Below are 26,590 nucleotides of genomic sequence, written 5' to 3'. Positions count from 1 at the left end.
ACGCAAAGTGGACATGGACAAAAAAAAAGGGCTACGTTTTCACGTAACCCCTTGTTTTATTTGGTGGAGCTGGCGGGAGTTGAACCCGCGTCCGAAATTCCTACATCCTCGGTACTACATGCTTAGTCAGTCTTTACATTCGCCTGGCACCTGCGGACAGACACGCCACTACCAGACTAGCCTGATTAGATTTAACGCTTCAACCCCAGGCAGGGCATCCACGCGATCTCTTTTGGGTTTGACCTCTCTTTGATCCCCGTCTTAAGAGCGGAAGCTAGGGAGAGAGGGCTCAGAGCAGGTTATTAAGCTGCTAAAGCGTAGTTTTCGTCGTTTGCGACTATTTTTTTGCGGCTTTTTACGAGGCCAACCGCCCCTCGGCATGCACCTTGGGTTTCGCGAATCCCGTCGAATCCAGAATCAGCCCCAATGTGTTAGAGCAAGTATAACAGACTTGTGACACGCGTGACCAGCCCCCGCAACCCCTAATCCTCAAGGATTTAGCGCTCACGCAGCGCTTCTTTTGCGCGATTAAACGGTTTGATTAAATAGTCGACGATGGTTTTTTCACCTGTTTTTATATCCACTGTTGCAATCATGCCCGGTACGATGGAGAAATGGCGTCCCAGTTTGTTCTGTAAGAAGTCCTGATGGGTGCGGATAAACACGCGGTAATAGAAGATTTCCGGTTTCACTTTATCCTGAATGGTGTCCGGTGAGATGGTTTCGACTACGCCTTCCAGACCGCCGTAAATGGCGTAGTCATAGGCGGTTATCTTCACCAGCGCCCGCTGGCCGGGATGGATGAACGCGATATCACGCGGCGACAGGCGGGTTTCTATCAGCAGATGATCGTCCAGCGGTACAATCTCCATCATCTCGCCATTAGGCGGAATAACGCCGCCAATGGTGGTGACCTGGATATTTTTCACAATACCGCGCATCGGCGCGCGTACGGTCAGGCGGGTCACGGAATCCTCGCGTCCTTTTAAAATAGCCGCCAGCATATCCACTTCGGCGTTAGCTTTTGACAGCGCTTCCCGCGCCTGCACGAAATATTGTGAGCGCAGGTCGGTGATTTTTAATCCCAGATCGCTTTTTTGGCGTTGCAGGCGCAGCACTTCTACGTGGCTGGCGGCACCGCTTTTCTCCAGCCGTTGGGTGATGGCCAGCTCTTTATTTACCGAGACCAGCGCATCCTGCAGTTCCGCCATTGAATCCGCAAGCTGCGCGCGACGGCTTTTATACAGGCGAGTTTCGGAGGCGATGAGATCCGGCCAGGCGCGCAGTGAATCGGGAAAGACCAGCGGCAGATCGTTAACTTCGGCATTGAGCCTTGCGCTGGAGGCCAGTGAGGCGCGATAACGGGCGGCGCTCTCCCCAACGTTGGACTCTGAACGGGTGGGGTCGAGGCGAGCAACAATTTGATTAGCCTGGACTTTATCTCCCTCGCGGACCGTCAGTTCGGCGAGAATACCGCCATCCAGTGATTGCAAGACTTGTTCACGCGAGCTGGGGATCACTTTCCCGCTGCCGGTTGAGACTTCATCCAGCTTACCGAAATATGCCCAGATACCCAGGACGGCAAACAACAGCGTGCTGAGCAGAATAATGCGGCTGGCCCCGGAAAAACGGTGCTCGCGGCGGATATCGAGGTCGTCCATGGCGGCGTCATGCGGATTGGTTTTCATTTTTCCACTCCCGACCGTGGGTAGGGGCAGGTGCCCGGCTCGCATTCAACGCCTGCGCTTTCGGGGCATCCATGACCAGTTGACCTTCTTTCAACACCACCACGCGTTCGACCAGTTCCAGAACCGGTACGCGATGGGTGGCGACAATCAATGTGCGGTTACCCAACCACTGGTTGAGGCGCTGAATAAATTCCCGCTCAGTATGTTCATCCAGCGAGGCGCTGGGTTCATCGAGCAGCACGATATTGGGCGATCGCAGCAGCATTCTAGCCAGCAGGATCGACTGCCGTTGTCCACCGGACAAACCGTTGCCGCCTTCCATAATGGGATGCGCCAGCCCTTTGGCGAGCTGTTTAACGAAAGCAGCCGCGCCGCTGACCTCCAGCGCTTCGAAGATCTGCGCGTCGCTGGCGTGCGGTGCGCCGAGGGTCAGGTTCTCGCGTAGGGTGCCGAAAAACAGTCGCGCATTCTGGCTGAGAAAACCGATGTTGCGGCGTAAATCGGCCATATCGATTTGCGCCAGACTCAGGTTATCGAGCCGGACATCGCCCTGGATAATCTCCACGCCGCCGGCCATGGCCTGTAGCAGCGTTGATTTTCCGGCACCGTTACGCCCGAGGATCGCCACCCGTTCGCCGGGCATGATCTCCAGACGCGAGATTCGCAGTGGAACGCGCTGATCGTCACTGTGGTAGCGAAAGTGTGCGTTTTCAAAAAGATAATGGCCGTGAAAAATCTCCTGATGCACCCGGTCTTCGTCGTACTGCGTTTCGGTGGGAAGCTGCATGATGCTGTCTAATCCCATCTTCGCCGCCTTAACCTGTTGCCAGCGGGCCAGCACGCCGCACAGATTAGCCATCGGGGCAATCATTCTGGAACCGAGCATTGAAGCCGCCACCACGGCGCCGGTGGTCATCGTGCCTTCAATGACCATCGGCGCACCGAACATAATGATGGCGGCGTAGACCAGGCTTTGTACCGACATGCCCCAGCCAATCAGCCCTTGAGTCAGCTTACGCGTGCGTAGCCCTGACTCTCCGGTAATACGGATATAGCTGTTCCACTGCTGTAAAAAGCGGTTTTCCGCCTGCATCAGCTTGATGTCTTCCAGCCCCTGAACGCTTTCGACCAGCACCGCGTTGCGCAGGGTGGATTCATGGGCAGCCTGGTTGGCAAGCACAGCCAGCTTCTTCTGTAACAGCAAGCCAGGCAGGATCATCAGAAGGGCCGCGACGGGGGCAATCCACGCCAGCGGCGGGGCGATAAATGCCAGCACCACGATAAACAGAAAGAAAAACGGCAGATCGACAATGGTCGACATGGTTGAGGAGGTGATCATCTCGCGAACTTGTTCCAGCTCGCGCAATTGAGAAATAAAGCTCCCCGTCGAGCGGGGGACGGCGCTGTTGCGCAGCCGCAATGCGTGGCTAAACACGCGATCGGAAATGCGCATATCGGCGCGTTTGCCGAGCAGGTCCATTATGTGGGTACGCGCTTCGCGCAGCAAAAAGCCAAACAGCACCGCCACCAGAACACCGGTAGAGAGAACATACAGCGTTGGATAAGACTGGGCGGGGATCACCCGGTCATAGACCTGCATGGAAAAGATAATCCCGGCGAGCGACAGGACGTTAATCAGAAAGGCGGCAATCATGACCGGCAGGTAAGGGCGGATGTCCTTTAACACCAGTTCGCGCATCCAGTCGGGCTTGAAGCGCGAAATATAGCGGTCTACCCGACTGTCCTTCAGCGCCGACAGCGGGCGCAGCGCGGTAATGCTCACGATCTCCGGCAGAAGCTCTGCAATCGTTAACCTGTTACGCTGGCCCTCTTCGGCGATGATGAAAACATCTAACGTATCTTCGCCGTTGAAATGTTCTATTACCATCAGTTGGCCGTCGCGCAGTTCCGCCACCACTGGCAGGCGCCATTGACCGAACGCCTGCGCGGCGGTATTCAGCGCATGAAATGACAGTCCCGCCTGACGCGCCAGTTGCGACAGGGCCGTGGCCCGGCTTTTTCCCGCAAACCATGGGGCGTTGGCCTGGATTGCGCCAGGAGAACAGGCCACGCGATAGTGATTGGCAATATGCGTCATCGCCTGCGCCCACTGGCTCAGGGCGTGTTCGCCAATTACATCATCCGCATGTGAATCGAGGTCGCTCATAGCTTGATCTCCACCGATTGAATGCTGCGATTATTTAAGGCGAACGCCTGGCGAAGCGAGCCGGTGTTATAGAGGCAGTTCAGCTGGAGCTGGCGCAGTTGGTTTTGAGTCTGGAGTTCAGCAAAACGGGCCTGATACACCTCTTGCTCGGCGTTAAGCACGTCGAGCAGCGGGCGCGAGCCAAGGTCCAGATATTGCTGTTGATAAAGCTCGCGCGTTTGTTCGCTCAGCCGCTGTTGGCGACGCAGAATCTGCAGGGCGGTGGCGAGGCTCATCGCCTGGCTGCGGGACTCCAGTAATTTCTGCCGTACTTCGAGTCGGGTGCGCTGGATGGAGTATTGTGCAGATTCTACCGCATGGCTGGCGGCGTTGCGTCTGGCGGTGAGTCCGCCTCCCTGATACAGCGGCATCTCAACTTTTACCCATGCAGAATACTGGGTTTTGTCGAGTACCTCATGGCTGGGGTATTTGTCGTTGAGATAGTGCTGAACCGACGGTTCCAGAGAGATGGTGGGCGTCATCTGCGCGTTGGCGTAGTCGAGATTTGCCTGCGCTACATTCGCCTGCGCCCATGCCGCCAGGACCGCGGGAACCAGTTTATCGTCCGGTTTGACCACATCACAGCTGCTGTCCAGTTTGACCGGGAATTCATTGCTGATGCCGTTAAGCGAGTTCCAGCCGAGGAAGCTCATCAGCGTTGCCTTGCTGCTGTCGAGATTGGCCTGATACTGCGCCAACTGAGAACGTGCAGACTCGATACGCGCATCGGTTTGCACCACGTCTGACAGCGAGGTTGCCCCTTCATCATTGCGTTGACGGGTCAGTCGACCAATGCCGTTTAAGGCGGTGAGCTGCTCTTCGGCGGCGTCCACCATTTGCTGCCACGTCTGCACCTGGACTATCGCGTTGGCGGTGGCGTGGGCGATGGTATCAATACTGAGTAACACATTCGCCTGCTGTTGTGCGGCTCCGGCGGTCTCGGCGCGGACCTGGCTTGCCACTTTGCCGAAGTCGTACAGCATTTGCGATACCGAAATCACCAGCGCCGGGCTAAAGCCGTGGTCGGTGTAGGTATTGCTGTAACCGTTGTTCATTCCGGCAGAAACCTGCGGGTAATATTTTGACTTCGCCACGTCGATTTGCTCGTTTTGTGAGAGCAGTTTGCCGATGGATTCACGAATAGAAGGATGCCAGCTCACGGCACGACTCACCGCGTCGTTGAGCGTCAGGCTACCGGGAGCGGCAGCGCTCAGCGGCAGATCGGCAACCGCGCCGTCCAGCGAGGGAAGTATCTGGCTAGTGGCCAGTCCTTCCGGCGTAATAATTTGCGGTTCATCTTCGGCATTCACCCGCAGGGTACAGAACGTTAATGCCAGCAGTAGGGCAACAGGCGCGACATTTCTCATAGATTATCCCTTACAAAATACGGCAGCGACGACTGTTATTGCCCCGGATGTCATCGCATCCGGGGCTGTAGTTATGGCGCTTTAACGCTATATGTTCACTTCAGGGCACAATGTGATTTTGTTGCACCAGCTCGTCGAGCGTGGTGTGTACGTTCTCCAGCGTGATGAGATTGGTTGAGTGATAAGTGTTGCCCGTACCGTCACGGTCGATGGCAATAACCGTGTTGTTACCGCTGGTGGTAACGGTGAGGTAGTTGCCGAGCGTCGCGTTCTGCCCGTTCCAGCCCACCAGCAGGTCACCGATATCGATTTTGTCACCCTGGGCCAGCGAGAAGTTGGTCCAGGTGTCCGCTGTTCCGTTACCGCCGGTAGCGTCGTTGGCATTGAGCAGGTGATAAATCAGCGTATCGCCGTAGGCGCTGCCAGTCAGGCGATCGGCATCGACGGTACTCACCACTTGCGGATTCATATTGATGGTCAGCGTAGCGGTATCGGTATGGCCATTCAGGTCGTTAAGGGTGTAGGTAAATGTCTCTTTGGTGACGATGGTGGAGAGCGAGACATCGCTGTTGAGGGCATAGGTGTAATGACCATCAATGCCAATGGTCAGTTTGCCGTACAACCCGTTAATGATGGCGCTGGTCGTGCTGCTCAGCGGATCCAGCGTGGCGGCGCTGCCGCCCGTGCCATTCACCGTTAGCAAGGTATGCACGCTGGCAATATGGTCTCCGTCATAAATATTGCCGGTAACGCTATTCGCTGTGGAAGTCTCGAAGTTTTGCAGGTCGATTATCGTGCCTTTCACGCTGGGGGTGATGGTGATATTCCCCAGCCCCAGAGCCCCGACGCTGCCGGTATAGTCGAGGCGATAGTTGCCGGGGTGCAGTACTACCCCGCTGAGGGCAATATCAATATTGCCGCCAATCAGCAATCCGCCATTGAATGAGTTACCGGCAATCTTGACGTTGTTGCTGTCATACAGCGCCCAGGTGACGGTCAGTCCGCCCAGCGTCAGACCTGAAGCGACGTTAAAATGCAGTATGGCGTTTTGCACCGCCGTTCCCGTCGCGACTTCAATGACGCCAGTACCATTTTGTGAGGTGGGTGAAAGGAGTTGGGCGCTCCAGCTGGCGTTGCCAACGCTGTTGTCGGTAAACGATCTGGATGTATCGGCCTGGGTGGTGACCGCCATCTGGCTGCTGATGTCGTTTACGGCATCCAGCGCCTGTGGGGTTGCCGTAATGTTCAGCGACGCGCTGCCGGTATCGCCGTTTGGTGCTTTGACCTTATACACAAAGCTGTCCGGCGTATTGATACCGTCTGCGCCCAGTCCGCTTCTCAGCGTGTAGGTATAGTTCCCTTTCGCATCAATAGTCAGTGTGCCGTACTGTCCGTTAATGGTGGTAGTGCCTGTTGTGTTAACGGTGACACCGTTAACTTCGGTGATAACGGTATTAGCCGGAGCCGAGTCGTTGGCCAGCAGATTTCCATTGGTTGCTGCACTCAGACTGTCGACGGCGTAGGTGTGATCGGCCTGAATATTCAGGGTATAGCTGGTTAACAGCGTCAGGCCGCCGGAAGCGTTAAGCAGGAACAGATAGTCACCGCCCGGCAGTGTAATGGTATACGCCGGTGAGCTGCCGCCCAGCAGGGCGGTGACCCAGTTCGGCTGTACCCGGTACTGCTCATACTGCTGAATAGACTCGTTGAAGCGGTAGACATAGAGATCAAAGCCGCCCAGCGTTACGCCAAGTACGTTGGCCTGAACCGTGATCGTTCGCGTCGCGCCGTCATCAACGTTGAATTTAATCGGGTTGGTCAAACCGTTGACCAGGCTAACATCCAACAATTGTCCCAAACCAACGCTGGCGAGCGTGAAGCCGGTTTGTTGTGATGGATGGTTGTCGACTGCGATGACCTGCGTCCCGTAAGTCAGCACAGCCACATCGTCTGCCGCCGTTACCGTGCTGGTGGTTGGGGCCTGACCCAGCGTGACCACCAGTTTTGCCGAGGAGTGATCGCTGCCATGCGTTAGCGTGTAGGTGAAGCTTTCGGAACGTCCATACACTGAGATTGACGTATTGGTCAGAGTATAGGTGTAGCTACCATTCTGATTGATATGCAGGGTGCCGTATTTACCCTGCACATCAATGCCGCCCACCGGGATGTTCACCACGTTGCCGTTACCGTCAGTGATGGTGGTGACCAGCGTGCCAGAAGGGGCGTTATCCTGCCCATTGGCGGGATCGGTATCGGTGATGATATTGCCAGACTCGGTAGTACCACCGGTGATGGTCCCTGCGCTGGCTTTTACCACCGAGACATCCAGGCTGGTGTATGCCCCTGTCGCCAGTAGGTTGGTGTTGTAGCTGACCACGCGGTAATCCCCGCCAGTCAGTCCGCTGTAATTGAGCGTTACGCCCGAGGCACCCAGGGTGAGCAGGCTGGCAAAGTCTGGTTTCCCGGTATCCACCACCGTTACCCAGGCATTCAGCGCGGTGTCAAAGCGCTGGATGACGACTTCAAGCGTGTTTAACAGCGACAGCACCACGCCGGTCGCTGCGGCATTGATTGTAATGGATCCGCTGCCGCCAGAAGCGATGCTGAAATTGACGCTTGCTGTATCGTTCCCCAGCACGTTGGCGACATTTCCCAGCGCATTGACCAACAGGAAACCATAATCGCTTTGATGCTCGGTGCTGACGGTGACATCGGTTTGTAGAGGCAGACTGGTGACATTGTCTTCAGCCAGCAGCGGCAATACCGGCGCGATAGCGCTTGTTGGCAATGAGGTATTTCCCGCCGCATCGGTCGCCGTGGCGGACAGCGACTGACCCTCAATCTGGCGAACCGGCAGGTTGACGCTGTAGACACCGCTGCTGTTGGCGATTGCCGTCACGCTGGTGCCGCCCGGAAGAGAGATGGTAACCGTGCTTCCCGCTTCGGCGACGCCGCTGATGGTACCGCCATCGGCGCTGATCAGTATCGTTGGCGCGGTCGGCGGCGTGGTATCCACAATCACGCTGAACGAACCGGACACCCCGCTTACGCCGTTGGCGTTTGTTGCCGTGGCGGTAAACGCGTGGTTACCTTCGCTGAGCGCGCCGGATGGGGTAAAGTTCCAGAGCCCGTTACTATCTGCGGTCGTACTACCCATGAGTACGCCGTTGTTGTACAGATTGATGATGGTGTTAGCCTGCGCCGTTCCGCTAAGGGCTGGACGGGTATCATTGGTGGTTTTACCTGCCGCGACCAGACCTGTAATTGTGCCCACGTCGTCAAATACGCTGGCAATAACCGGCGCAGGCGGTACACCAGTAAACGGTGCCAGCACGTTACCCGCTGTGCCGATGTTGCCTGCGGCATCCTGTGCGCTGACCAGCAGCGTTTGCCCACTGATTTGCGGTGGGCTCAGCGTGAAGGTGAAATTACCGGAGGCGTTGGCTGTTGCGGTACCAAGTACGGTTCCGCTGCTGGAGGTGATGATTATCGTACTGTTCGCTTCGGCAACGCCGGTCAGCGTGGTGCCGTTGGCGTTGACCGCCAGACCGGTTGGAGTACCCGGTGCGACGGTATCGACCACAATTGCGGAGGCAGATGATAGCCCGCTGGTATTACCTGCGGTGTCTGTTGCTGTGATGGTGAAGGAATGCGTCCCCTGACCCAACGCCGTAGGTGGCGTGTAATTCCAGTTGCCGCTGCCGTCCGCCGTTACGCTGGTTACAAAGGTGCCGTTATCATAAATATCGACCCGAGCGTTGGCTTCCGTGGTGCCGTTTAACGTTGGGCGTGCGTCGTTGGTTGGCTGATTATTGCCAATCGCCCCTATGTTTGGCCCAACATCGTCAATAATGCTGCTGATTGAAGGCTGCGTTGGTGCCGTGGTGTCGACCACTACGCTAAAGCCTGCCGTTGCGCCGCTGGTGTTGCCCGCCGCATCGGTAGCGGTGACGGTGAAGGTGTGCGATCCATTCGCCAGCGGTGTGGTTGGGGTAAACGTCCAGCTGTTATTACTTTGTACCAGCGCCGTGCCCAGCAGGGTGCTGCCGTCATAGATGCTGACAGTGCTGCCCGCTTCGGCGGTACCGTTGAGCGTTGGTCGGGCATCGTTAGTCAGTTGCCCGTTGCTAAGCCCCGCGTTGAACACACCGCCTGCGACGTCATCCACCACCGAGGTCAGGAGCGGCGCTGACGGCGCGATCGTGTCAACGTTGATAATAAATTCGCTTGAGGTGGGGCTGACGTTCCCGGCGGCATCCGTGGCAATGGCGGTAAAGACATGCTGGCCGTTGCCCAGTGTGGCAGGCAGATATTCCCAGGTGCCATCTATTGCCGCTGTCACCGTCGCCAGCAGCGTGCCATTATCGTAGATGGCTACCCGGGCACCGGCTTCCGCCGAGCCGTTCAGTACGGGGCGAGTATCATTGGTGTAAGCGCCGTTCGACAGCGTTCCGGTTCCCGGCACCACGTCATCAAAAGCCTGGATAATCGTTGGCGCAAGCGGGGCAACAGTATCAACAACGATGTTAAATCCAGCGGACGTTGGACTAACGTTTCCGGCTGCGTCGGTTGCTGTCACCGTCAGCGTGTGGTTGCCGTTGCCAAGCGCGGTTCCTGGCGTGAAGCTCCAGGCGCCTGTACCATCCGCTGTGATTGAACCGATTAACGATCCGTTATCGTAAATTCTCACCGTGGAATTGGCTTCAGCCGTACCGCTGAGGGTAGGGCGCGCATCGTTTGTCGCCTGGCCGTTGTTCAGATTTCCGGTCAGCGGGCCGACATCATCTGCAACCTGAGTAATCACTGGTGCTGCCGGTGCTTGTGTGTCGACGGTGTAGGTAAAGCCGCCTGAAGGCAGACTGGTATTGCCTGCGCTATCTGTCGCCGTGACGGTCAGAGTATGCAGGCCGTTACCCAATGCCGTTGAGGGCGTAAAATTCCAGGTTCCGCCTGCGCCGACGATGGTGGTGCCAATGGGCTGACCATCGCTCAGGACGGTAATGGTCGCGCCAACTTCACCGGTACCGCTGAGCGCCGGGCGACTTTCGTTACTGATTTGCCCGTTGGAGATTGGCCCGGTTGTCGGCGCGGTATTGTCCTGAACGGTCAGAATTACTGGTGCAGACGGGGCAACTGAATCGACCAAAACGGTGAATGAGGCAGAAGCTCCGCTGGTGTTGCCCGCCGCATCCGTTGCGGTCACCGTAAAGATATTTTCCCCCTGCGCCAGTGCGTTTGTTGGGGTGAAGCTCCAGCTACCGGAGCCATCGGCATTTGCGGTGCCAATGATCGTTCCGTTACTACGAATGGTGACAATAGCATTAGCTTCGGTCGTGCCACTTAGTGTTGGTTGGGCATCATTGGTCAGTTGGCCGTTGGTCAACAGCGTGCTTCCCGGCTGATCGTCGATGACCGAGGTAATACTTGGCGCGGCGGGCGCCAGCGTATCGACAACTACGACGAACGGTGGCGCTGCCGGGCTGATGTTGCCCGCACCATCCGTGACGGTGGCTGTCAGCGAGTGGCTGCCTTCACTGAGCGCAGGGGCTGGCGTAAAGCTCCAGTTACCGCTGGCGTCGCTGGTGGTTGTGCCAATTACTGTGTTGCCATCACGGATGGTGACAATTGAATCTGCCTCGGTAACGCCCGTGAGCGTTGGGGTATTATCGTTAGTTGACTGTCCGGACGTCAGGTTTTGAATGGTGCCAACGTTGTCTGTGACTGTGACAATGGAGGGGGCATTCGGAATTAAAGTATCAACAATGATCAGAAAATCAGCGGAGGCATCGCCTTGGTTGCCAGCAGCATCGGTTGCGCGAGCGGTAAAGAGGTGATTGCCTTCTCCCAGCGCGTCTGTCGGGGTAAAGCTCCAGAATCCGTTGCTGTTTACCGTGGTTGTGGCATAAGCGATACCGTTATCGTAGAGGGTGATGGTTGCTCCTGCTTCGCCGGTTCCGTTTAAGGTCGGGCGTGAGTCATTGGTAATTTGTCCTTTATCCAGCGGCCCACTGCCGGGTGAAACGTCATCGATAATGCTGGTGATGAGCGGTGCCAGCGGCGCGGTGGTGTCGATGGTAATGGCATAATTGGGTGACTGCCCGCTGGGTATTAAGTTGACGGTTTGTGAGACTGCGAAGTTATAGGTTGTGCCGTTAGTTAGCGGGGTGAGCAACTGATAACTCCAGGCGCCGGAAACCGCATCGGCGGTGACCGTGGCGATAGACGCGCCATTTTGATAGATAGTCACTGTAGCCCCTGCCGTGGCGGTTCCTTGCAACCGCGGTAAAGTGTCGTTGGTGGTTTTTCCGCTGCCGATTTCGCCCATGCCAGGGGCTACGTCATCCACGATCTCAAGAGTTGGCGGGTGTGGAACGCTGGAGGTAGCAGCGGTAAACGGTGTTTCTCCGCTTTGGTTACCCGCTGGATCCTGAGCGATCGCGTTCAATGATTCACCCGCCGTCTGCGCTGGTGAAATCGTGACGGTGTAAGCGCCGGTATTGCTATCAGCTACGGCCTGGCCCAGTACCGTGGTACCATTTCTGATGATGACGGTACTGCCCGGTTCAGCTGTCCCGCTCACCAGCGTACCGTTATTATCTATGGTATCTACAGCGGGGGCGCCCGGCGCTTGTGTATCGGTTGTTATAACGATCGGGTTGGCCGCCGGAAGGCTATTACCTGCCGCATCATGCGCACCAAAGGTCAGCGTATGTTGCGCATTGGCAGAAAGCGGAACGTCCACGCTCCATTTACCATCGGCTCCCACCGTGATGTTTAGCGGGATGAGATTGCCATTATCATAGATTAGGATCGTACTACCCGGTGTTCCCGTTCCACTGACGGTGGGCGAGAGATCGTCCGTCACGCTTCCATTGCCGAGTGTACCGGTAATCACGCCGACGTTATCTTCGATATTCGTCACGAGTGGCGCTGTGAGCGGGGTGGTGTTCACCGTAAACGAAATGCTGTTTGAGCTGCCGCTGATGTTACCTGCCGCATCGGTTGCGGTAGCGGTCAGCGTGTAGTTGCCGTTTGCCAGCGCAGTCCCGGGCGTAATACTCCAGGTGCCGCCAGCCACCGTTGCCGTACCGATCACTACACCGCTGTTATACAGGGTGATGATATCCCCGTCAGTGCCAGTACCGCGAATGGTTGGCGTGGCGTCATCGGTCACGGCATTGGGCAAGAGATCGCCTACCGAGCCACCGACGTTATCATTGGCGGCGATAATCACCGGAGGTGCAGACGGCGTCGTGTCGATGTTCAGTGTTATGGCATTCGACGGCTGGCTAACGTTGCCAGCCGGATCGGTTGCGGTAAGGGTTATCTGGTAAGTACCAGGGGAAACCGGTGCTGATGGAGTAAAGCTCCAGGTTCCGTCTGCACCTACTGTTGCTGTTCCCTGCAAAGGGGGAGTGCCGTTCAGATAAACGGTAATCAAATCCCCAACGTTCCCTGTACCGCTAAAGGTTGGCGTGGTGTCATTGGTGTTGCCATTCGTGACCACGCCCGTTACCGGAGCCACATCGTCAGTAATGATAGGGGCGTCAGGCTGCGCGGGAGGCGTATTGTCTACCGTCAGAGTGAAGCTAGCCGATGGGATCCCCGTATTACCTGCAGCGTCAGTCGCCGTGGCGGTGAATTTGTGTGGCCCCTCGATGAGCACGGGATCTGGGGTAAATGTCCAGGTTCCATTTGGTTGAACGGTGGCGGTGCCAATACTGACGTTATTGTCAAAAATAGTAATGGTTGCGCCCGGCTCGCCCGTACCGGAGAGGGCCGGAGCGGTACTTTTCGTACTACCGCCGTTCGCCAGAGCAACGGTGGCGCTGCCCACGAGTCCTTCACCGGCGATAATCACCGGAGCCGCTGGTGGGGTGGTATCAATGGTCAGCGTGAAGTTCCCGGCGCTGCTGGCGTTACCCGCCGCGTCGGTTGCGATAGCCGACAGCGCATGTGGACCTTCACTCAGCGGTTGAGTGACCTGGAAACTCCAGGCGCCCCCGGACACGACCGTTGCGGTTCCAATAAGTGTGGTGCCATCATAGATAGTGATGGTGGAGTCGACGGTCCCGGTCCCCTTCAGCAGCGGCAGGGTATCGTTTGAACGGCTACCGGTGGGCAGATCGGTTGGTGCATTCCCGACGTCGTCGGTTGCGGTCAAAATCACGGGGGTCCCAGGTGCTTGGGTATCCACGGTAACACTGACTACGATGGGCGAGGTGACGACGTTACCGGCTGCATCTGTTGCTGATACCGTAAACTGGTGGATGCGATCGTTGAGCGCCAGATTAGTTGGAACGGTATAGCTCCAGGTCCCCGAGCTGTCGATAAGCATCACCGTCATCAGCAGACTGCCATCGTACAGGCTCACGAGCGAGCCCGGCTCACCGGTACCTGAGAGGGTTGGCGTGTTGTCGTTGGTAATCCAGGCATTGCTCGTGACGTTACCGGCGCTGCTGCCAACATCAGCGTTAACCAGCGTTATGACTGGCACTGTCGGCGCGATGCTATCGACAATGATTTTCCAACTGGCGGCGGCGCTGGTGTTATTAGCGGCATCGGTTGCCGTCACTGTAAATACATGTGCCCCCTGGCCCAATGCTGAGGTGGGCGTATAGTTCCAGTTACCGTTGATATCAGCGGTAATGGTCGTAAGTAGAGTTCCGTTATCGTAAATTTTGACCTGAGAGCCGGCCTCAGCTTTGCCCTCAATTTTCGGTTTATCGTCGTTGGTTAACCCATTGTTATTGATGGAGCCTGTGATATCGGCGACGTCATCAGTAACGGCAATGATAACGGGTTGGTTTGGCGCGGTGAGATCCGGGGCAACAGCCGAAGTTGGCAGGCTTTCGTTACCAGTGCTGTCCGTTGCGGTGACGTTTACTGTTTCATTGTTGATTTTCGACGGGGTGATCTGGACGGTGAAATTGCCGCCGCTGTCAGCCTGACCCACGCCAATAGGAGCCCCGTTGCTGTCTTTGACGGTGACGGTACTTCCGGCTTCGGCGTGACCGCTAACCGCTCCACCATTTCCTGCAACTGTGACGCCTGTCGGCGCATCAGGTGCGGTGGTGTCCGGTGCGTTGACAGAGGCGTCGTCGCCCTTGTTGCCTGCGGTGTCGGTCGCATTTGCCGTAAGGGTCTCGCCGTTGGTTTGTGGCGGAACCAGCGTTGCGGTGAAATCCCCATTTGTATCGGCAGTTGCTGTTCCAATGATATTGCCATCCGGATCCAGAATATTGACCGTACTGTTGGGTTCGGCCTTGCCGGTGACCTGGTCCCCAGTGCCATTAACTAGCAGGTTTGTTGGGGGCTGTGGCGCGGTAATGTCTGGTGCAAGCGCAGTTTCTGGCGGGCTTAGGTTTCCTGCCGGATCGGTTGCGATGGCTTCAATGGTTTCGCCATTGGTCTGTGGTGGGTTAATGGTGATGGTAAATGAGCCATCCGGCCCGGCGACGCCGCTGCCGATCTGAGTTCCGCCACTGCCGGTGATAACTACGGTATTGCCTGGCTCGGTCGTTCCGGTGACGACAGTCCCATCCGCAGATACGTTGAGATCATCAGGTGGCAACGGTGGCTGGGTGTCGATGTTGATATTGAACGCTGGTGACATGCCTCCTGTACCTGACTGGTTTGTCGCGGTGGCGGTGAAGGCGTGTAGCTCATCTGATAACGGGGAGCTGGAAGTCCATGTCCAGTTACCGTTACCGTCAGCCAGTACGCTGTCGATAATTGTGCCGTTGTCGTAAATAGTCACCGTGCTGTTGGCATCGGCAGTGCCAGAGAGCGTGGGGGTATTATCGTTGGTGGCCTGATTGTTGCTCAATGGCCCGGTTGATGGGGAGAAGTCATCCATCACGCTGACGATAACCGGTACGCCAGGATAGCCCGAGTTCGTCGCATTGAATGGGGTATCTGGCCCGATGTTACCAGCCTGGTCCTGAATCTTCGCGATTAGCGCTTCACCGTGCGTCTGTGAAGGTGAAATCGCGATGACGAAATTGCCGGTTTGGCCGACCGTGGTTGAACCCAAAATCTGATTATTACTACCGATGATAATGACCTGGCTTCCTACCTCTGCACTACCGGTTACCTCGGTGCCTTCCGGATTAACGGAGGAAATGACCGCGCCTTCAGGCGGGGTAGTATCGACGGTGAATGTAGGTACGCTCGTTTCCGCGCTCACGTTACCCGCATCGTCAGTTTGCGTCAGCGTCAGATTGTGAACACCGTCGCTAAGCGGTGTGTCCGGTGTAAATGTCCAGTTGCCATTGTCATCCACCTGGACCATACCAATCAGAATGCCGTTATCAGAAATGCTGATGTAAGAACCGGCTTCGCCAGTGCCTGTGAGCGTTGGCGTGGCATCGTCGGTTACGCCGTTATTACCGATCAAGCCTTTAATGGAACCGGAATCGTCAGTTACTTCTGTGACCACAGGGGCGTCGGGGACAAGCGTATCGACAATAATCTCCCAACTGTCCGATATGCCGCTGCTGCCCGTACCGTCTGAGGCGCTTACGGTAAACTGGTGGGTACCGTCTGCGAGTGGAGAGGATGGCGTAAACGACCAGTTGCCGTTGGCATCGATAGCGACCTGGCCGATTTCTACACCGTTATCAAAAATATGCAATGTAGCATTTGCGGGGCCGGTGCCCTGGAGAGTGGGCGTATTATCGTTGGTGGATTCCTGCTGATTAACAGGACCAGTAATCAGCTCCTGGTCATCGATTACGCTGGTAATAACCGGCACATCTGGTGCGTTAGGTGTTGTCGTTGGCGGATCGCCACCATCGCCATCGCCATCGCCATTACCGTTGCCACCACCATCGCCGTTACCGTTGCCATTACCGCTTCCGGCGTTGTTATCGCTTCCACCGCCGCCACCTCCACCACCGCCACCTGCGGCAAGGCCAATTCCGCCAGCAACCGCGATCCCGCCAAGAACCCACGGCCAGACGGCGCCGCCTTCATGGCTTCCCTCGGCAGTCATTAGCGGAGTGAGATCGTCTAAATGCTGGAAGTGGAACGCTCCATCAGTATCCTGAACCCACCACAGCGCGCCATTGCTGTCTTCCAGAACAAGCTGGTTTTGCGCATCACCTTTTCCGACGTAGAAGTTTTTAATGGTGATGGTTTCACCCGAGCGGAGTGTGACAACCAGATCCTGATTAACGCGTGTCAGTTGACTTACCTCCTCACGCGACACTGACAGTTTCACGATAGAAGGCGAACTGAGCGTAACTTCAGAGGATTCAACATTTGTGGAAACGCCAGTTAATTTTGATACAACGGCGAGTAGACGCATATGTTCACTCCTGATGGCATGTCGGGAGTATTAATCCGCAACAGCGAGCTGGGAAAATGAGCAGACAGGGGCCCCGTTCATCATAAAGATGAATTTACACATGTAATTACATTGATTAGGTCATGCAGATGTTCGTTTACTTAGTAAATACGTTCGGGACCTGCCGACAGAATAGTTCTTTCGTATTAGATGATATAGTCAGAAAGAAAGTATTCTGCAACTTATCCATATTAAAAATATATTTGGCTAATTGAAAAGGATACTTTCCGGTGCGTATTTAATGATTTTATTTTGTTTAAGTTGTTGTATTTTAATGTTTTTTATTTAAATTGAAATGGATGGAGATATAATAAACAACAGTAATAATAGTGTTATAAAATAAACCTAAATATAGGCGATATGGTCTTGAAGTTTTATTTTATTAGACTATGGGTCGCTACGGTAATGCCATGGCAGTTTATTTCATACCTGAACGATTCAGCACAAATAAACCATAAATTTGATGAATGTATTGGGTGGGTTTCAATAACTAAAAAATAAGAACCAGTCTCAGGGTGAGAGACTGGTCACAGAGGAGTAGCGTTTAGCGACCAGCATTTTTCATAATACGCGCTTTATCTAACTGCCATTCGCGTTCTTTCACATCGGAGCGCTTGTCGTGCTGTTTCTTACCTTTTGCGACGCCAATTTTCACTTTGCACCAGGCATTTTTCCAGTACAGTGAAAGCGCAACGACGGTATAACCGTCACGATTCATACGACCATACAGGGAGTCGAGTTCACGCTGGTTTAACAACAGCTTACGGGTACGGGTGGGATCACATACCACATGCGTTGAGGCAACAGCCATTGGCGTGAAGTTGGCGCCAAACAGGAACGCTTCGCCGTCTTTAAGGATGACATAGCTATCGCCGATGTTAGCTTTACCTGCGCGTAGAGATTTGACTTCCCAACCTTGCAGAGCGAGTCCTGCTTCGAACTCTTCTTCAATAAAGTATTCGTGTCGTGCGCGCTTGTTAAGCGCGATTGTGGCTGAGCCAGGTTTGTGTGCTTTTTTCTTCGTCATAATGCCGCTCAGTATAGGTAATCTGGAATCGAAAAACACCCCATTTCATCCAGCGGGGCGCAAGGCGCTATCTTAGCACGAGTTAGGCTATAGCGTTTTTTTTAGCGGGGGATAAATGGTATTATTTGTGTGATTGATATTGATGGAAATTGTTATGCCTCAGATTAGCCGGACCGCTTTAGTACCTTACAGTGCGGAACAGATGTATCAGCTAGTGAATGATGTTAAATCCTATCCCCAGTTTTTACCGGGTTGCACCGGTAGCCGTGTGCTGGAGTCAACTCCGGGACAGATGACCGCGGCTGTGGATGTCTCGAAAGCAGGGATTAGCAAAACGTTCACCACGCGCAATCAATTGACCAGTAACCAGAGCATCCTGATGCATCTGGTCGACGGCCCGTTCAAGAAACTCATTGGCGGATGGAAGTTTACGCCACTGAGTCATGAAGCATGTCGTATTGAATTTCATCTCGATTTTGAGTTTACCAATAAGTTAATCGAGCTGGCGTTTGGTCGTATCTTTAAAGAGCTGGCTTCAAACATGGTGCAGGCCTTCACGGTTCGCGCGAAAGAGGTTTACAGTGTCAGCGTCGGCTAAAATTGTCGTTGAAGTGGCGTATGCGCTGCCTGAGAAACAGTATCTACAGCATGTAACGCTGCAACAGGGTGCTACGGTGGAAGAGGCAATCCGTGCTTCCGGGCTGCTGGAATTACGTACCGATATCGATCTCAGCAAAAATAAAGTCGGGATATACAGCCGTCCGGTTAAGCTTGCTGATGTTCTGCATGACGGCGATCGGGTGGAAATATACCGGCCACTGATTGCTGATCCGAAAGAGCTGCGCCGACAGCGAGCAGAGAAATCCGCAAAAAAATAGCAGACAATAAAAAAGGTGCTCATTGAGCACCTTTTTTTGATCTGTTAATCCTACTTGTTGTCGGTCAACGCAGGTTTGTTATCAATGTTCGTCAAAACGCCGCTGCTGTTAAAAGTCAGCGTCAGTGTTTGCTGGGTTACGCCTTCATGACCAGGTTGCTGACGGAACACATAAAACCAGGTGTTAGTGCCAAAAGGATCGGACATCATTGGTGTACCCAGAGCATAAGCAACCTGCTGTTGCGTCATACCCGTGCGCACTTTGGCGACATCGGTAGGTGTCAGATAATTTCCCTGGTTGATGTCAGGGCGGTAAACCACTCGCTCCAGAGTGGAACAGCCTGCAGTCAACATCAGTAGTACTGCTGCAGCAGCAGTCAGCGTTTTACAGCGCATAGTGATTTGATTCCTTTTCGGGCCCGAGCAGTACGCGGCTCATATGTAATATGCCGATGATAATAGACCTTTCACCACTTTAAAACCTTTTGCTGTCGGGTCGGTCGGCGATTTTATGTTGAACTCAGACCTTAACAAGGTAAAAAAGTTTATGCCGCCAGCAGTTCTTTTGCATTTGCGAGGGTATTGCGCGTTACTTCGCTACCTCCGAGTAAGCGGGCTAATTCCTGCAGACGAGCGCGTTTATCAAGTGGCTGCATGTGTGTTTCGGTCATCGCGCCGTCAGTTTCTTTGCTGACATAGAAATGTTGATGACCGCAGCCAGCAACCTGCGGCAGGTGAGTAACACACATTACCTGGGTTGACTCGCCCAACTGACGCAGCATTTTTCCCACCACCGCAGCAGTCGGGCCGCTGATGCCGACATCCACTTCATCGAAAATCAGCGCCGGTGTTTCCATTTTACGTGCGGTAATAACCTGAATAGCCAGCGCAATGCGCGACAATTCCCCACCGGAAGCGACTTTCGCAATCGGCTGCAACGGCTGGCCTGGGTTAGTGGTCACTTTAAACTCTACGCGATCGGCACCGTCTGAGCTCAAATGATGTTCCTCAAATTTCACATCAATGCAAAAGACACCGTGCGGCATTGAGAGAGTATGCATGCTCTCTGTAATAAGCTGTCCCAGTTCCTGAGCATAATGCTGGCGCTGTTGGTGCAGCATTTTTGCCGTTTCCAGTGCCTGCTGGTGGTGATTGTTCACCGCCAGGGTTAAGGTTTCGAGAGAGTCGGCCTGGTCGTCTAACTGCTGTTGTTCATCCAGCAATGACTGATAGAACTGTGGCAGCGCTTCAGGGGCAACATGATGCTTTCGCGCCAATGAGATTTGTTTGGAAATACGCTGCTCAAGTTCGAACAAACGGTTAGGGTCTAAATCCAGACGATCGCAATAGTGGCGCAGCTCGTCGCTGGCTTCGCTGAGCTGGATAGTGGCCTCTTCCAGCATGTCCAGAATACCGGAGAGCTTACCGTCCATTCCTGCCAGTTCACTAACCAACTGTTTTGCCGTGTACAGCTGGCTTTGCAGATTAACGTCTTCGCCGTCTGCCATGATAGCCAGTGCCTGTTGGCTGGTGGTGAGCAATTGCCCGCTGTTAGCCAGACGCTTGTACTCTTCATCAATTTGCTCAAATTCACCTGGCTGCGGGTTGAATTCGTTCAGTTCTTTTAACTGGTATTGCAATAGCTCTGCCCGGGCTGCGCGTTCCTGACTCTGTTGTTGATGATGTGCCAGGTCACGGCAGCTTTGGTGCCACAGTTGGTAGCGCACAGCCATTTCCTGAGTCAGGGACGCTTCATTGGCGTAGCCATCAAGCAGGGATTTTTGGTGTTCTGATTTTGTCAGGAGCTGATGCGCATGCTGACCGTGGATTTGAATAAGCAACTGGCCCAACTCGCGCAGCTGTGACAGCGGTACGGCAGTGCCGTTAATGAAGCCACGTGAACGTCCGTCGCTGCTGATAACGCGACGTAGCAAACACTCACGGCCTTCCTCAAGCTGGTTTTCTTCCAGCCAGCGCAGGGCCGCGGGGGTGTCTTTTAAGGTGAAGCGGGCGCAGAGGTCGGCTCGCGTGGCGCCTGCACGTACCATGTCGGCGTCTGCGCGTCCGCCCAGGCACAAACCGAGAGCATCAATGGCAATGGACTTACCCGCACCGGTTTCACCGGTAATAACGGTCATTCCGTTCTGGAAATCGATCTCAAGTTCACGAACGATAGCAAAATTGCTGATGGTCAGTTGTGCCAACATAGCTGTTTTCCTGTATGAAAAACCATAACTGTAATTACATACAGTATAAACTGGTTTTTTATACAGTAAAGAGGTTGGCGTTAAATTAGAATAATTTTTTTGACCAGCCTAGCTTAGTGCTTAATGTGTTGAAATAGCTGTAATCTTTTGGGTGTATAAGGTTCAGATGATAATCACAGCGGCGAATTAATACGTCTTCACCTTCCTGTATAGGCAGGGCGATCTGGCTGTCACAGCTGATTTCCAGATCGTTACGGCGATGAGAGAAGCGCAGGCGAATGGTGCTGCTACTGTTGATCACCAGCGGTCGTGCGGAGAGCGTATGCGGGAACATCGGCACCAGCGTAATAGCATCTAAAGAAGGCGTCAGGATCGGACCTCCGGCAGAGAGTGAGTAGGCAGTAGAGCCGGTCGGTGTGGAAATAATTAAGCCGTCTGAACGCTGGGAGAAGGCAAAAATTTCATCGATATAGACTTCAAATTCAATCATGTGCGCCACTTTTCCGGGGTGCAACACAACTTCATTGATCGCAGTGCTAATACGCTTCTGGCAGTCCAGTTGGCACACCTGGGCTTCGAGTAAAAAGCGCTTTTCGCTGATGTAGTGGCCTTCCAGCACGTCAGCTAACTGTTGTTGCGCATTGTCTGGGTCAAGGTCGGTCAGGAAACCGAGGTTGCCGCGGTTAATGCCAATAACCTTGATGTCATAACGTGCCAGGGTGCGTGCGGCGCCCAGCATATTGCCGTCGCCACCGACAACCACGGCGAGGTCTGCCTGCTGGCCAATCTCTGCGAGCGTACCGGTTTTCACATTTTTCAGCTGCAGCTCGTGGGCGATTTGTTGCTCAACGATTACCTCATAACCTTTGGCGCACAGCCAACGGTAGAGCATTTCATGTGTGGTCAGTGCAGTGGGGTGACGTGGATGCCCCACAATGCCAATACACTTGAAATGTTTGTTCATTTTCTCGAGGTCCTTGTAACGAAGATTAGTGACAATGTGAGTACTTCCCTTGAAACCCTGAATCTTATCCCCATAATAATCTAGGTTAGCGAGATGAATGCGAAAAAAACGCGGAGAAATTCATGAGTAGTAAAGAACAGAAAACGCCTGAGGGGCAAGCCCCGGAAGAAATTATCATGGATCAGCACGAAGAAGTTGAGGCGGTTGAATCAGACGCTTCTGCTGAGCAGGTGGATCCGCGCGATGAAAAAATTGCGAATCTGGAAGCTCAGCTTGCTGAAGCCGAAACTCGCGAGCGCGACAGCGTGTTGCGTATCAAAGCGGAAATGGAAAACCTGCGTCGTCGTACCGAACTGGACGTAGAAAAAGCGCATAAGTTTGCACTGGAAAAATTCGTCAACGAGCTGCTGCCGGTGCTGGATAGCCTGGACCGTGCGCTGGAAGTTGCGGACAAAGATAATGACGCGATGGCGGCTATGGTTGAAGGTATTGAGCTGACCCGTAAGTCAATGCTGGATGTTGTGGCGAAGTTTGGCGTACAAGTGGTTGCGGATATCGACGTGCCGATGGACCCGAACGTGCATCAGGCGATTGCCATGGTAGAGTCTGACGACGTTGCTGCCGGTAATGTGCTGATGGTTATGCAGAAAGGCTATACCCTGAACGGACGTACCATCCGTGCGGCGATGGTCTCTGTGGCGAAAGCTAAAGGCTAATCAGCCTCAGACCGGGTAATGCTGATGCGCTACCCGGTCTGGATTAATCTCACTGGTCCGATACGCTTTCCCGCAGCGGTTTGACGGGCAACACCTGCACCTGTTTAATCATATTGTCCTGCACGTCGAGAATATCGATATCGTACTGCCCAATACGCACACGTGTGCCGGCAACCGGGATTTCTTCCAGCGCTTCAAGAATAATACCGTTCACGGTACGTGCATCATCCTCCGGCAGGTGCCAGTTAAACGCCTTATTGATTTCACGAACGTTGGCGCTACCGTCAATAATCACCGAACCGTCATTCTGCGGTGTGACTTCTTCGGCAAGCGTCGGTGACATTGAGGTCGTGAAGTCACCAACAATCTCTTCCAGGATATCCTCGACCGTAACCAGTCCCTGAATATCACCATATTCATTGACGACCAGGCCCACTTTCTTCTTATTACGCTGAAATTTAATGAGCTGGGTGCTGAGTGGCGTGCCTTCCGGAACGTAATAAATTTCGTCGGCGGCGCGTAACATGGTCTCTTTGGTGAACTCTTTTTTCTCGGCCATCAATCGCCAGGCTTCACGTACGCGTAGCATACTGATAGCGTCGTCCAGCGAGTCACGATACAGCACAATACGACCGTGCGGAGAGTGCGAAAGCTGACGCACGATTGATTTCCAGTCATCGTTAATATCAATGCCGATAATTTCATTACGCGGGATCATGATGTCATCTACGCTGACTTTTTCCAGATCCAGCACTGACAGCAGCATATCCTGGTTACGGCGTGAGATTTGCGATCGCGATTCATTCACCAGCGTTCGCAGTTCATCTTTACTCAGCGAACCGCTCACTACGATATCCGTTTTGATGCCCATCATGCGCATCAGCAGCCGCGTGATGGTGTTGAGTAACCATACCAACGGCATCATCAGAATCTGCAGGGGAGCCAGCAGGACACTGCTCGGATAGGCGACTTTTTCCGGATATAGTGCGGCAATCGTCTTTGGCAGTACTTCGGCAAAAACCAGTACCACAAACGTCAGTACCCCAGTGGCAATGGCGACGCCCGCATCGCCATACAGGCGCATACCGACAATAGTACCGAGCGCGGAGGCCAGAATATTCACCAGATTATTGCCGATGAGCACCAGGCTTATCAGACGATCCGGCTTGCGAAGTAACTTTTCAACGCGTTTTGCCTGTCGATTTCCCTGCTTGGCCCGATGACGTAGACGATAGCGATTCAGGGTCATCATTCCGGTTTCAGAACCGGAAAAATAGGCGGAAATGACCACCATGATGAGGAGCGTGACAATGAGCGTGGTGGTGGAGATGTGTTCCACGTAGGATTCCTTAAAGATTTAACTCACGAACTGCTGCAGGATACGACTGCCGAAATAGGCCAGTGTCAGAATTCCTGCGCCTGCGACGTTAAACCATACGACGCGACGTCCGCGCCAACCTTCATGGTAATGCCCCCATAACAGAACGATATAGACAAACCATGCCACGATAGAGAGAACGGCTTTATCAATGTTCTCGGTACTGAACAGGTTATGCATGTAAAACAGGCCTGTGCACAGGGTGAGTGTCAGCAGAACCACGCCAATTTGGGTGATATGAAACATTTTCCGCTCAATACTCATCAGCGGCGGCATCTCATTGCTGAAAGCCAGTTTTTTGTTTTTCAGCTGGTAGTCAATCCACGCAAGCTGTAGCGCATAGAGTGCGGCGATAATCAGCGTGGCGTAAGCGAAAAGCGAAAGCCCGATATGGATCATCATGCCCGGCGTAGCTTCCAGATGGGTGATGAACTCGTTAGGCATAAACGTGGCGAAGGCCAGGTTTATCAGCGCAAAGGCGTAGACAATGGGCAGCAATAGCCAGCCTCGATTGCGGGAAGCGACAATGGTCATTACCGTACAGATCATCAGGCTCACCAGCGAGCCGACGTTCAACAGACTCAGGTTTTGTCCGCTTTCACCGCCGGGCAGAATACGCGCTTCCAGGGCGATAGCATGGCTTACCAGCGCGACAACCGCAGAGAGAATAGCCATACGCCGCCAGCCGCTGTTTTTTTGCAGCAGAGCGGGAATAATCAGCGCGAGGCTGACTGAGTAGGCGACAAGAGCAAGCAGAGCAAAAACGGGCATATAGGTGTCGACAATTGGCCAGTGATAAAGAAAAGCAGTATAGCGTTACGTGACCGCTGCTCCAACCGTTGCATAACAACAAAGGCGGCTTCATGTTATACTGCGACAAATTTATGTTGATGTGTCGCTGTCGCGACCGACCGTTTCCACCCCAGGCGAGAGACAATGTTTGATAATTTAACCGATCGTTTGTCGCGCACGCTGCGCAATATCAGTGGCCGTGGACGCCTTACTGAAGACAACGTTAAAGAGACGCTGCGCGAAGTGCGCATGGCGCTGCTGGAGGCTGACGTAGCGCTGCCGGTAGTGCGTGAGTTTATCAATCGCGTAAAAGAGAAAGCGGTTGGTCATGAAGTTAACAAAAGCCTGACGCCGGGTCAGGAATTCGTCAAGATTGTCCGTAACGAACTGGTTGCGGCAATGGGCGAAGAAAACCAGACCCTGAATCTGGCTGCACAGCCGCCAGCCGTGGTGCTTATGGCGGGCCTGCAGGGTGCGGGTAAAACGACCAGCGTCGGTAAGCTGGGTAAATTCCTGCGCGAGAAGCACAAGAAAAAAGTGCTGGTGGTCTCCGCGGACGTTTATCGCCCGGCGGCGATCAAACAGTTGGAAACTCTGGCCGAGCAGGTCGGCGTGGACTTCTTCCCGTCGGATGTTGGCCAGAAGCCGGTCGATATCGTTAACGCCGCGCTGAAAGAAGCCAAACTCAAATTCTACGACGTGCTGCTGGTGGATACCGCCGGTCGTCTGCACGTTGACGAAGCGATGATGGACGAAATCAAACAGGTCCACGCTTCTATCAAACCGGTAGAAACGCTGTTTGTGGTCGACGCCATGACCGGTCAGGATGCCGCGAATACCGCAAAAGCCTTTAACGAAGCGCTACCGTTAACCGGCGTAGTACTGACAAAAGTTGATGGTGATGCCCGTGGCGGTGCGGCGCTTTCTATTCGTCATATTACCGGTAAGCCAATTAAATTCCTCGGCGTCGGCGAGAAAACCGAAGCGCTGGAGCCGTTCCACCCGGACAGGATTGCTTCGCGTATTCTCGGCATGGGCGACGTGCTGTCGCTGATCGAAGATATCGAAAGCAAGGTTGACCGCGCGCAGGCAGAAAAATTAGCCAGCAAGCTGAAAAAAGGCGATGGCTTCGATCTCAATGATTTCCTTGAACAGCTCAACCAGATGAAAAACATGGGCGGTATGGCAAGCCTGATGGGCAAGCTGCCGGGCATGGGTCAGATCCCTGACAATGTGAAATCGCAGATGGACGATAAAGTTCTGGTGCGTATGGAAGCCATCATCAATTCGATGACGATGAAAGAACGCGCTAAGCCGGAAATTATCAAAGGTTCCCGTAAACGCCGTATCGCTGCCGGTTGCGGTATGCAGGTACAGGACGTAAACCGCCTTCTGAAACAGTTCGACGACATGCAGCGCATGATGAAGAAAATGAAGAAGGGCGGTATGGCGAAGATGATGCGTGGTATGAAGGGGATGATGCCGCCCGGCTTCCCCGGTAGATAAATATATCGGGCTACCTTATTTGCCATTTTGACTCCGGAGTGTGCTCGAAATGCTCACGTACTGCGTGTACGCTCCGCTTTCTGCGCGCACGCCGACGCCAAACTGGCTGCAACGGTAACGCCCTGGTATAAAGCTTCATCACATGTTGATTGCTTTTTTCCCAGAAATCAGTAAAATTTTCGGGCTTTTAATATGACACCCGGGCTCCGTTCCTCGATGGGGCCTGGGTGTTTTATTCACACAAGAGGATGTTATGGTTACTATTCGTTTAGCTCGTCACGGCGCTAAAAAGCGTCCGTTCTACCAGGTTGTTGTTACCGACAGCCGTAATGCACGCAACGGTCGCTTCATCGAGCGCGTTGGCTTCTTTAACCCAATCGCTAGCGAAAAAGAAGAAGGCACTCGCCTGGATCTGGATCGCATCGCTCACTGGGTTGGCCAGGGCGCGACTATTTCTGATCGCGTAGCTACGCTGATCAAAGCAGCAAACAAAGCAGCTTAATCTGTCACGG

15 protein-coding genes and 1 other RNA gene are annotated in these 26,590 nt (G+C 54.1%); 5 read left to right on the top strand and 11 right to left on the bottom strand.

Annotation, left to right across the window (positions count from 1 at the left end; all coding sequences use genetic code 11):
• Positions 1-61: 61 nt before the first annotated feature.
• From ssrA to smpB, 6 genes are all read right to left on the bottom strand, one after another.
• Positions 62-425, bottom strand: a transfer-messenger RNA (tmRNA) gene (gene ssrA, locus OGV98_RS21980).
• A gap of 72 nt (positions 426-497) precedes the next feature.
• Positions 498-1,661: a beta-barrel domain-containing protein gene (locus OGV98_RS21975; protein WP_085951585.1), complete on the bottom strand. Its 1,164-nt coding sequence runs from the start codon at positions 1,659-1,661 to the stop codon at positions 498-500.
• Between the two features lie 7 nt (positions 1,662-1,668).
• Positions 1,669-3,855 (bottom strand): type I secretion system permease/ATPase, encoded by a 2,187-nt coding sequence (locus OGV98_RS21970; RefSeq protein ID WP_057102100.1) that lies wholly within the window; start codon positions 3,853-3,855, stop codon positions 1,669-1,671.
• On the bottom strand, positions 3,852-5,261 hold the full coding sequence (locus tag OGV98_RS21965) for a TolC family outer membrane protein (protein WP_049002923.1): 1,410 nt from the start codon (positions 5,259-5,261) through the stop codon (positions 3,852-3,854). The genes OGV98_RS21970 and OGV98_RS21965 overlap by 4 nt, the downstream gene beginning before the upstream one ends.
• Before the next feature lie 100 nt (positions 5,262-5,361).
• Positions 5,362-16,572, bottom strand: a complete 11,211-nt coding sequence (locus tag OGV98_RS21960) for a BapA/Bap/LapF family large adhesin (protein ID WP_286552136.1) — start codon at positions 16,570-16,572, stop codon at positions 5,362-5,364.
• A 583-nt stretch (positions 16,573-17,155) separates the two neighbouring features.
• On the bottom strand, positions 17,156-17,638 hold the full coding sequence (smpB, locus tag OGV98_RS21955) for an SsrA-binding protein SmpB (RefSeq protein WP_003031211.1): 483 nt from the start codon (positions 17,636-17,638) through the stop codon (positions 17,156-17,158).
• A gap of 154 nt (positions 17,639-17,792) precedes the next feature.
• Here smpB and ratA point away from each other — a divergent pair, with 154 nt between their 5' ends.
• Together ratA and OGV98_RS21945 are read left to right on the top strand one after the other, a co-directional pair.
• Positions 17,793-18,236 (top strand): type II toxin-antitoxin system toxin RatA, encoded by a 444-nt coding sequence (ratA, locus tag OGV98_RS21950; RefSeq protein WP_003031213.1) that lies wholly within the window; start codon positions 17,793-17,795, stop codon positions 18,234-18,236.
• Positions 18,220-18,516, top strand: a complete 297-nt coding sequence (locus tag OGV98_RS21945; RefSeq protein WP_057102097.1) for an RnfH family protein — start codon at positions 18,220-18,222, stop codon at positions 18,514-18,516. The genes ratA and OGV98_RS21945 overlap by 17 nt, the downstream gene beginning before the upstream one ends.
• A gap of 50 nt (positions 18,517-18,566) precedes the next feature.
• Here OGV98_RS21945 and bamE read toward each other — a convergent pair whose 3' ends face one another.
• The 3 genes from bamE to nadK all read right to left on the bottom strand — a co-directional run bounded on the left by bamE (position 18,567) and on the right by nadK (position 21,686).
• Positions 18,567-18,911 carry an outer membrane protein assembly factor BamE gene (bamE, locus tag OGV98_RS21940; protein WP_003826401.1) on the bottom strand — a complete coding sequence of 115 codons (345 nt, stop codon included), beginning with the start codon at positions 18,909-18,911 and terminating at the stop codon, positions 18,567-18,569.
• 149 nt (positions 18,912-19,060) lie between these two features.
• Positions 19,061-20,722, bottom strand: a complete 1,662-nt coding sequence (gene recN, locus OGV98_RS21935) for a DNA repair protein RecN (RefSeq protein WP_032937967.1) — start codon at positions 20,720-20,722, stop codon at positions 19,061-19,063.
• Between the two features lie 85 nt (positions 20,723-20,807).
• Positions 20,808-21,686: an NAD(+) kinase gene (gene nadK / locus OGV98_RS21930; protein ID WP_003031220.1), complete on the bottom strand. Its 879-nt coding sequence runs from the start codon at positions 21,684-21,686 to the stop codon at positions 20,808-20,810.
• Positions 21,687-21,808: 122 nt separating this feature from the next.
• Here nadK and grpE point away from each other — a divergent pair, with 122 nt between their 5' ends.
• A complete protein-coding gene (grpE, locus tag OGV98_RS21925) occupies positions 21,809-22,402 on the top strand; it encodes a nucleotide exchange factor GrpE (protein ID WP_003031221.1) in 594 nt (197 codons plus the stop codon).
• Positions 22,403-22,451: 49 nt separating this feature from the next.
• On the opposite strand, the gene OGV98_RS21920 is transcribed toward grpE, so the two are convergent.
• Positions 22,452-23,741 carry an HlyC/CorC family transporter gene (locus OGV98_RS21920; protein ID WP_008324538.1) on the bottom strand — a complete coding sequence of 430 codons (1,290 nt, stop codon included), beginning with the start codon at positions 23,739-23,741 and terminating at the stop codon, positions 22,452-22,454.
• 18 nt (positions 23,742-23,759) lie between these two features.
• Positions 23,760-24,551, bottom strand: coding sequence for a cytochrome C assembly family protein (locus OGV98_RS21915; protein WP_003031224.1), 792 nt, complete (start codon positions 24,549-24,551; stop codon positions 23,760-23,762).
• 165 nt (positions 24,552-24,716) lie between these two features.
• Between OGV98_RS21915 and ffh the strand changes: the two genes are divergently transcribed.
• Both ffh and rpsP read left to right on the top strand, forming a co-directional pair.
• Positions 24,717-26,078 carry a signal recognition particle protein gene (gene ffh, locus OGV98_RS21910; protein WP_003031226.1) on the top strand — a complete coding sequence of 454 codons (1,362 nt, stop codon included), beginning with the start codon at positions 24,717-24,719 and terminating at the stop codon, positions 26,076-26,078.
• A 253-nt stretch (positions 26,079-26,331) separates the two neighbouring features.
• Positions 26,332-26,580, top strand: a complete 249-nt coding sequence (gene rpsP, locus OGV98_RS21905; RefSeq protein WP_003031228.1) for a 30S ribosomal protein S16 — start codon at positions 26,332-26,334, stop codon at positions 26,578-26,580.
• The last annotated feature ends 10 nt before the right edge of the window (positions 26,581-26,590 follow it).

Origin of the sequence: Citrobacter sp. Cf136 (assembly GCF_030333815.1) — a bacterium.
Taxonomy (GTDB): Bacteria; Pseudomonadota; Gammaproteobacteria; order Enterobacterales; family Enterobacteriaceae; genus Citrobacter; species Citrobacter freundii.
The sequence above is the reverse complement of the archived record's forward strand: the minus strand, read 5'-3'. Positions and strand labels throughout refer to the sequence as shown.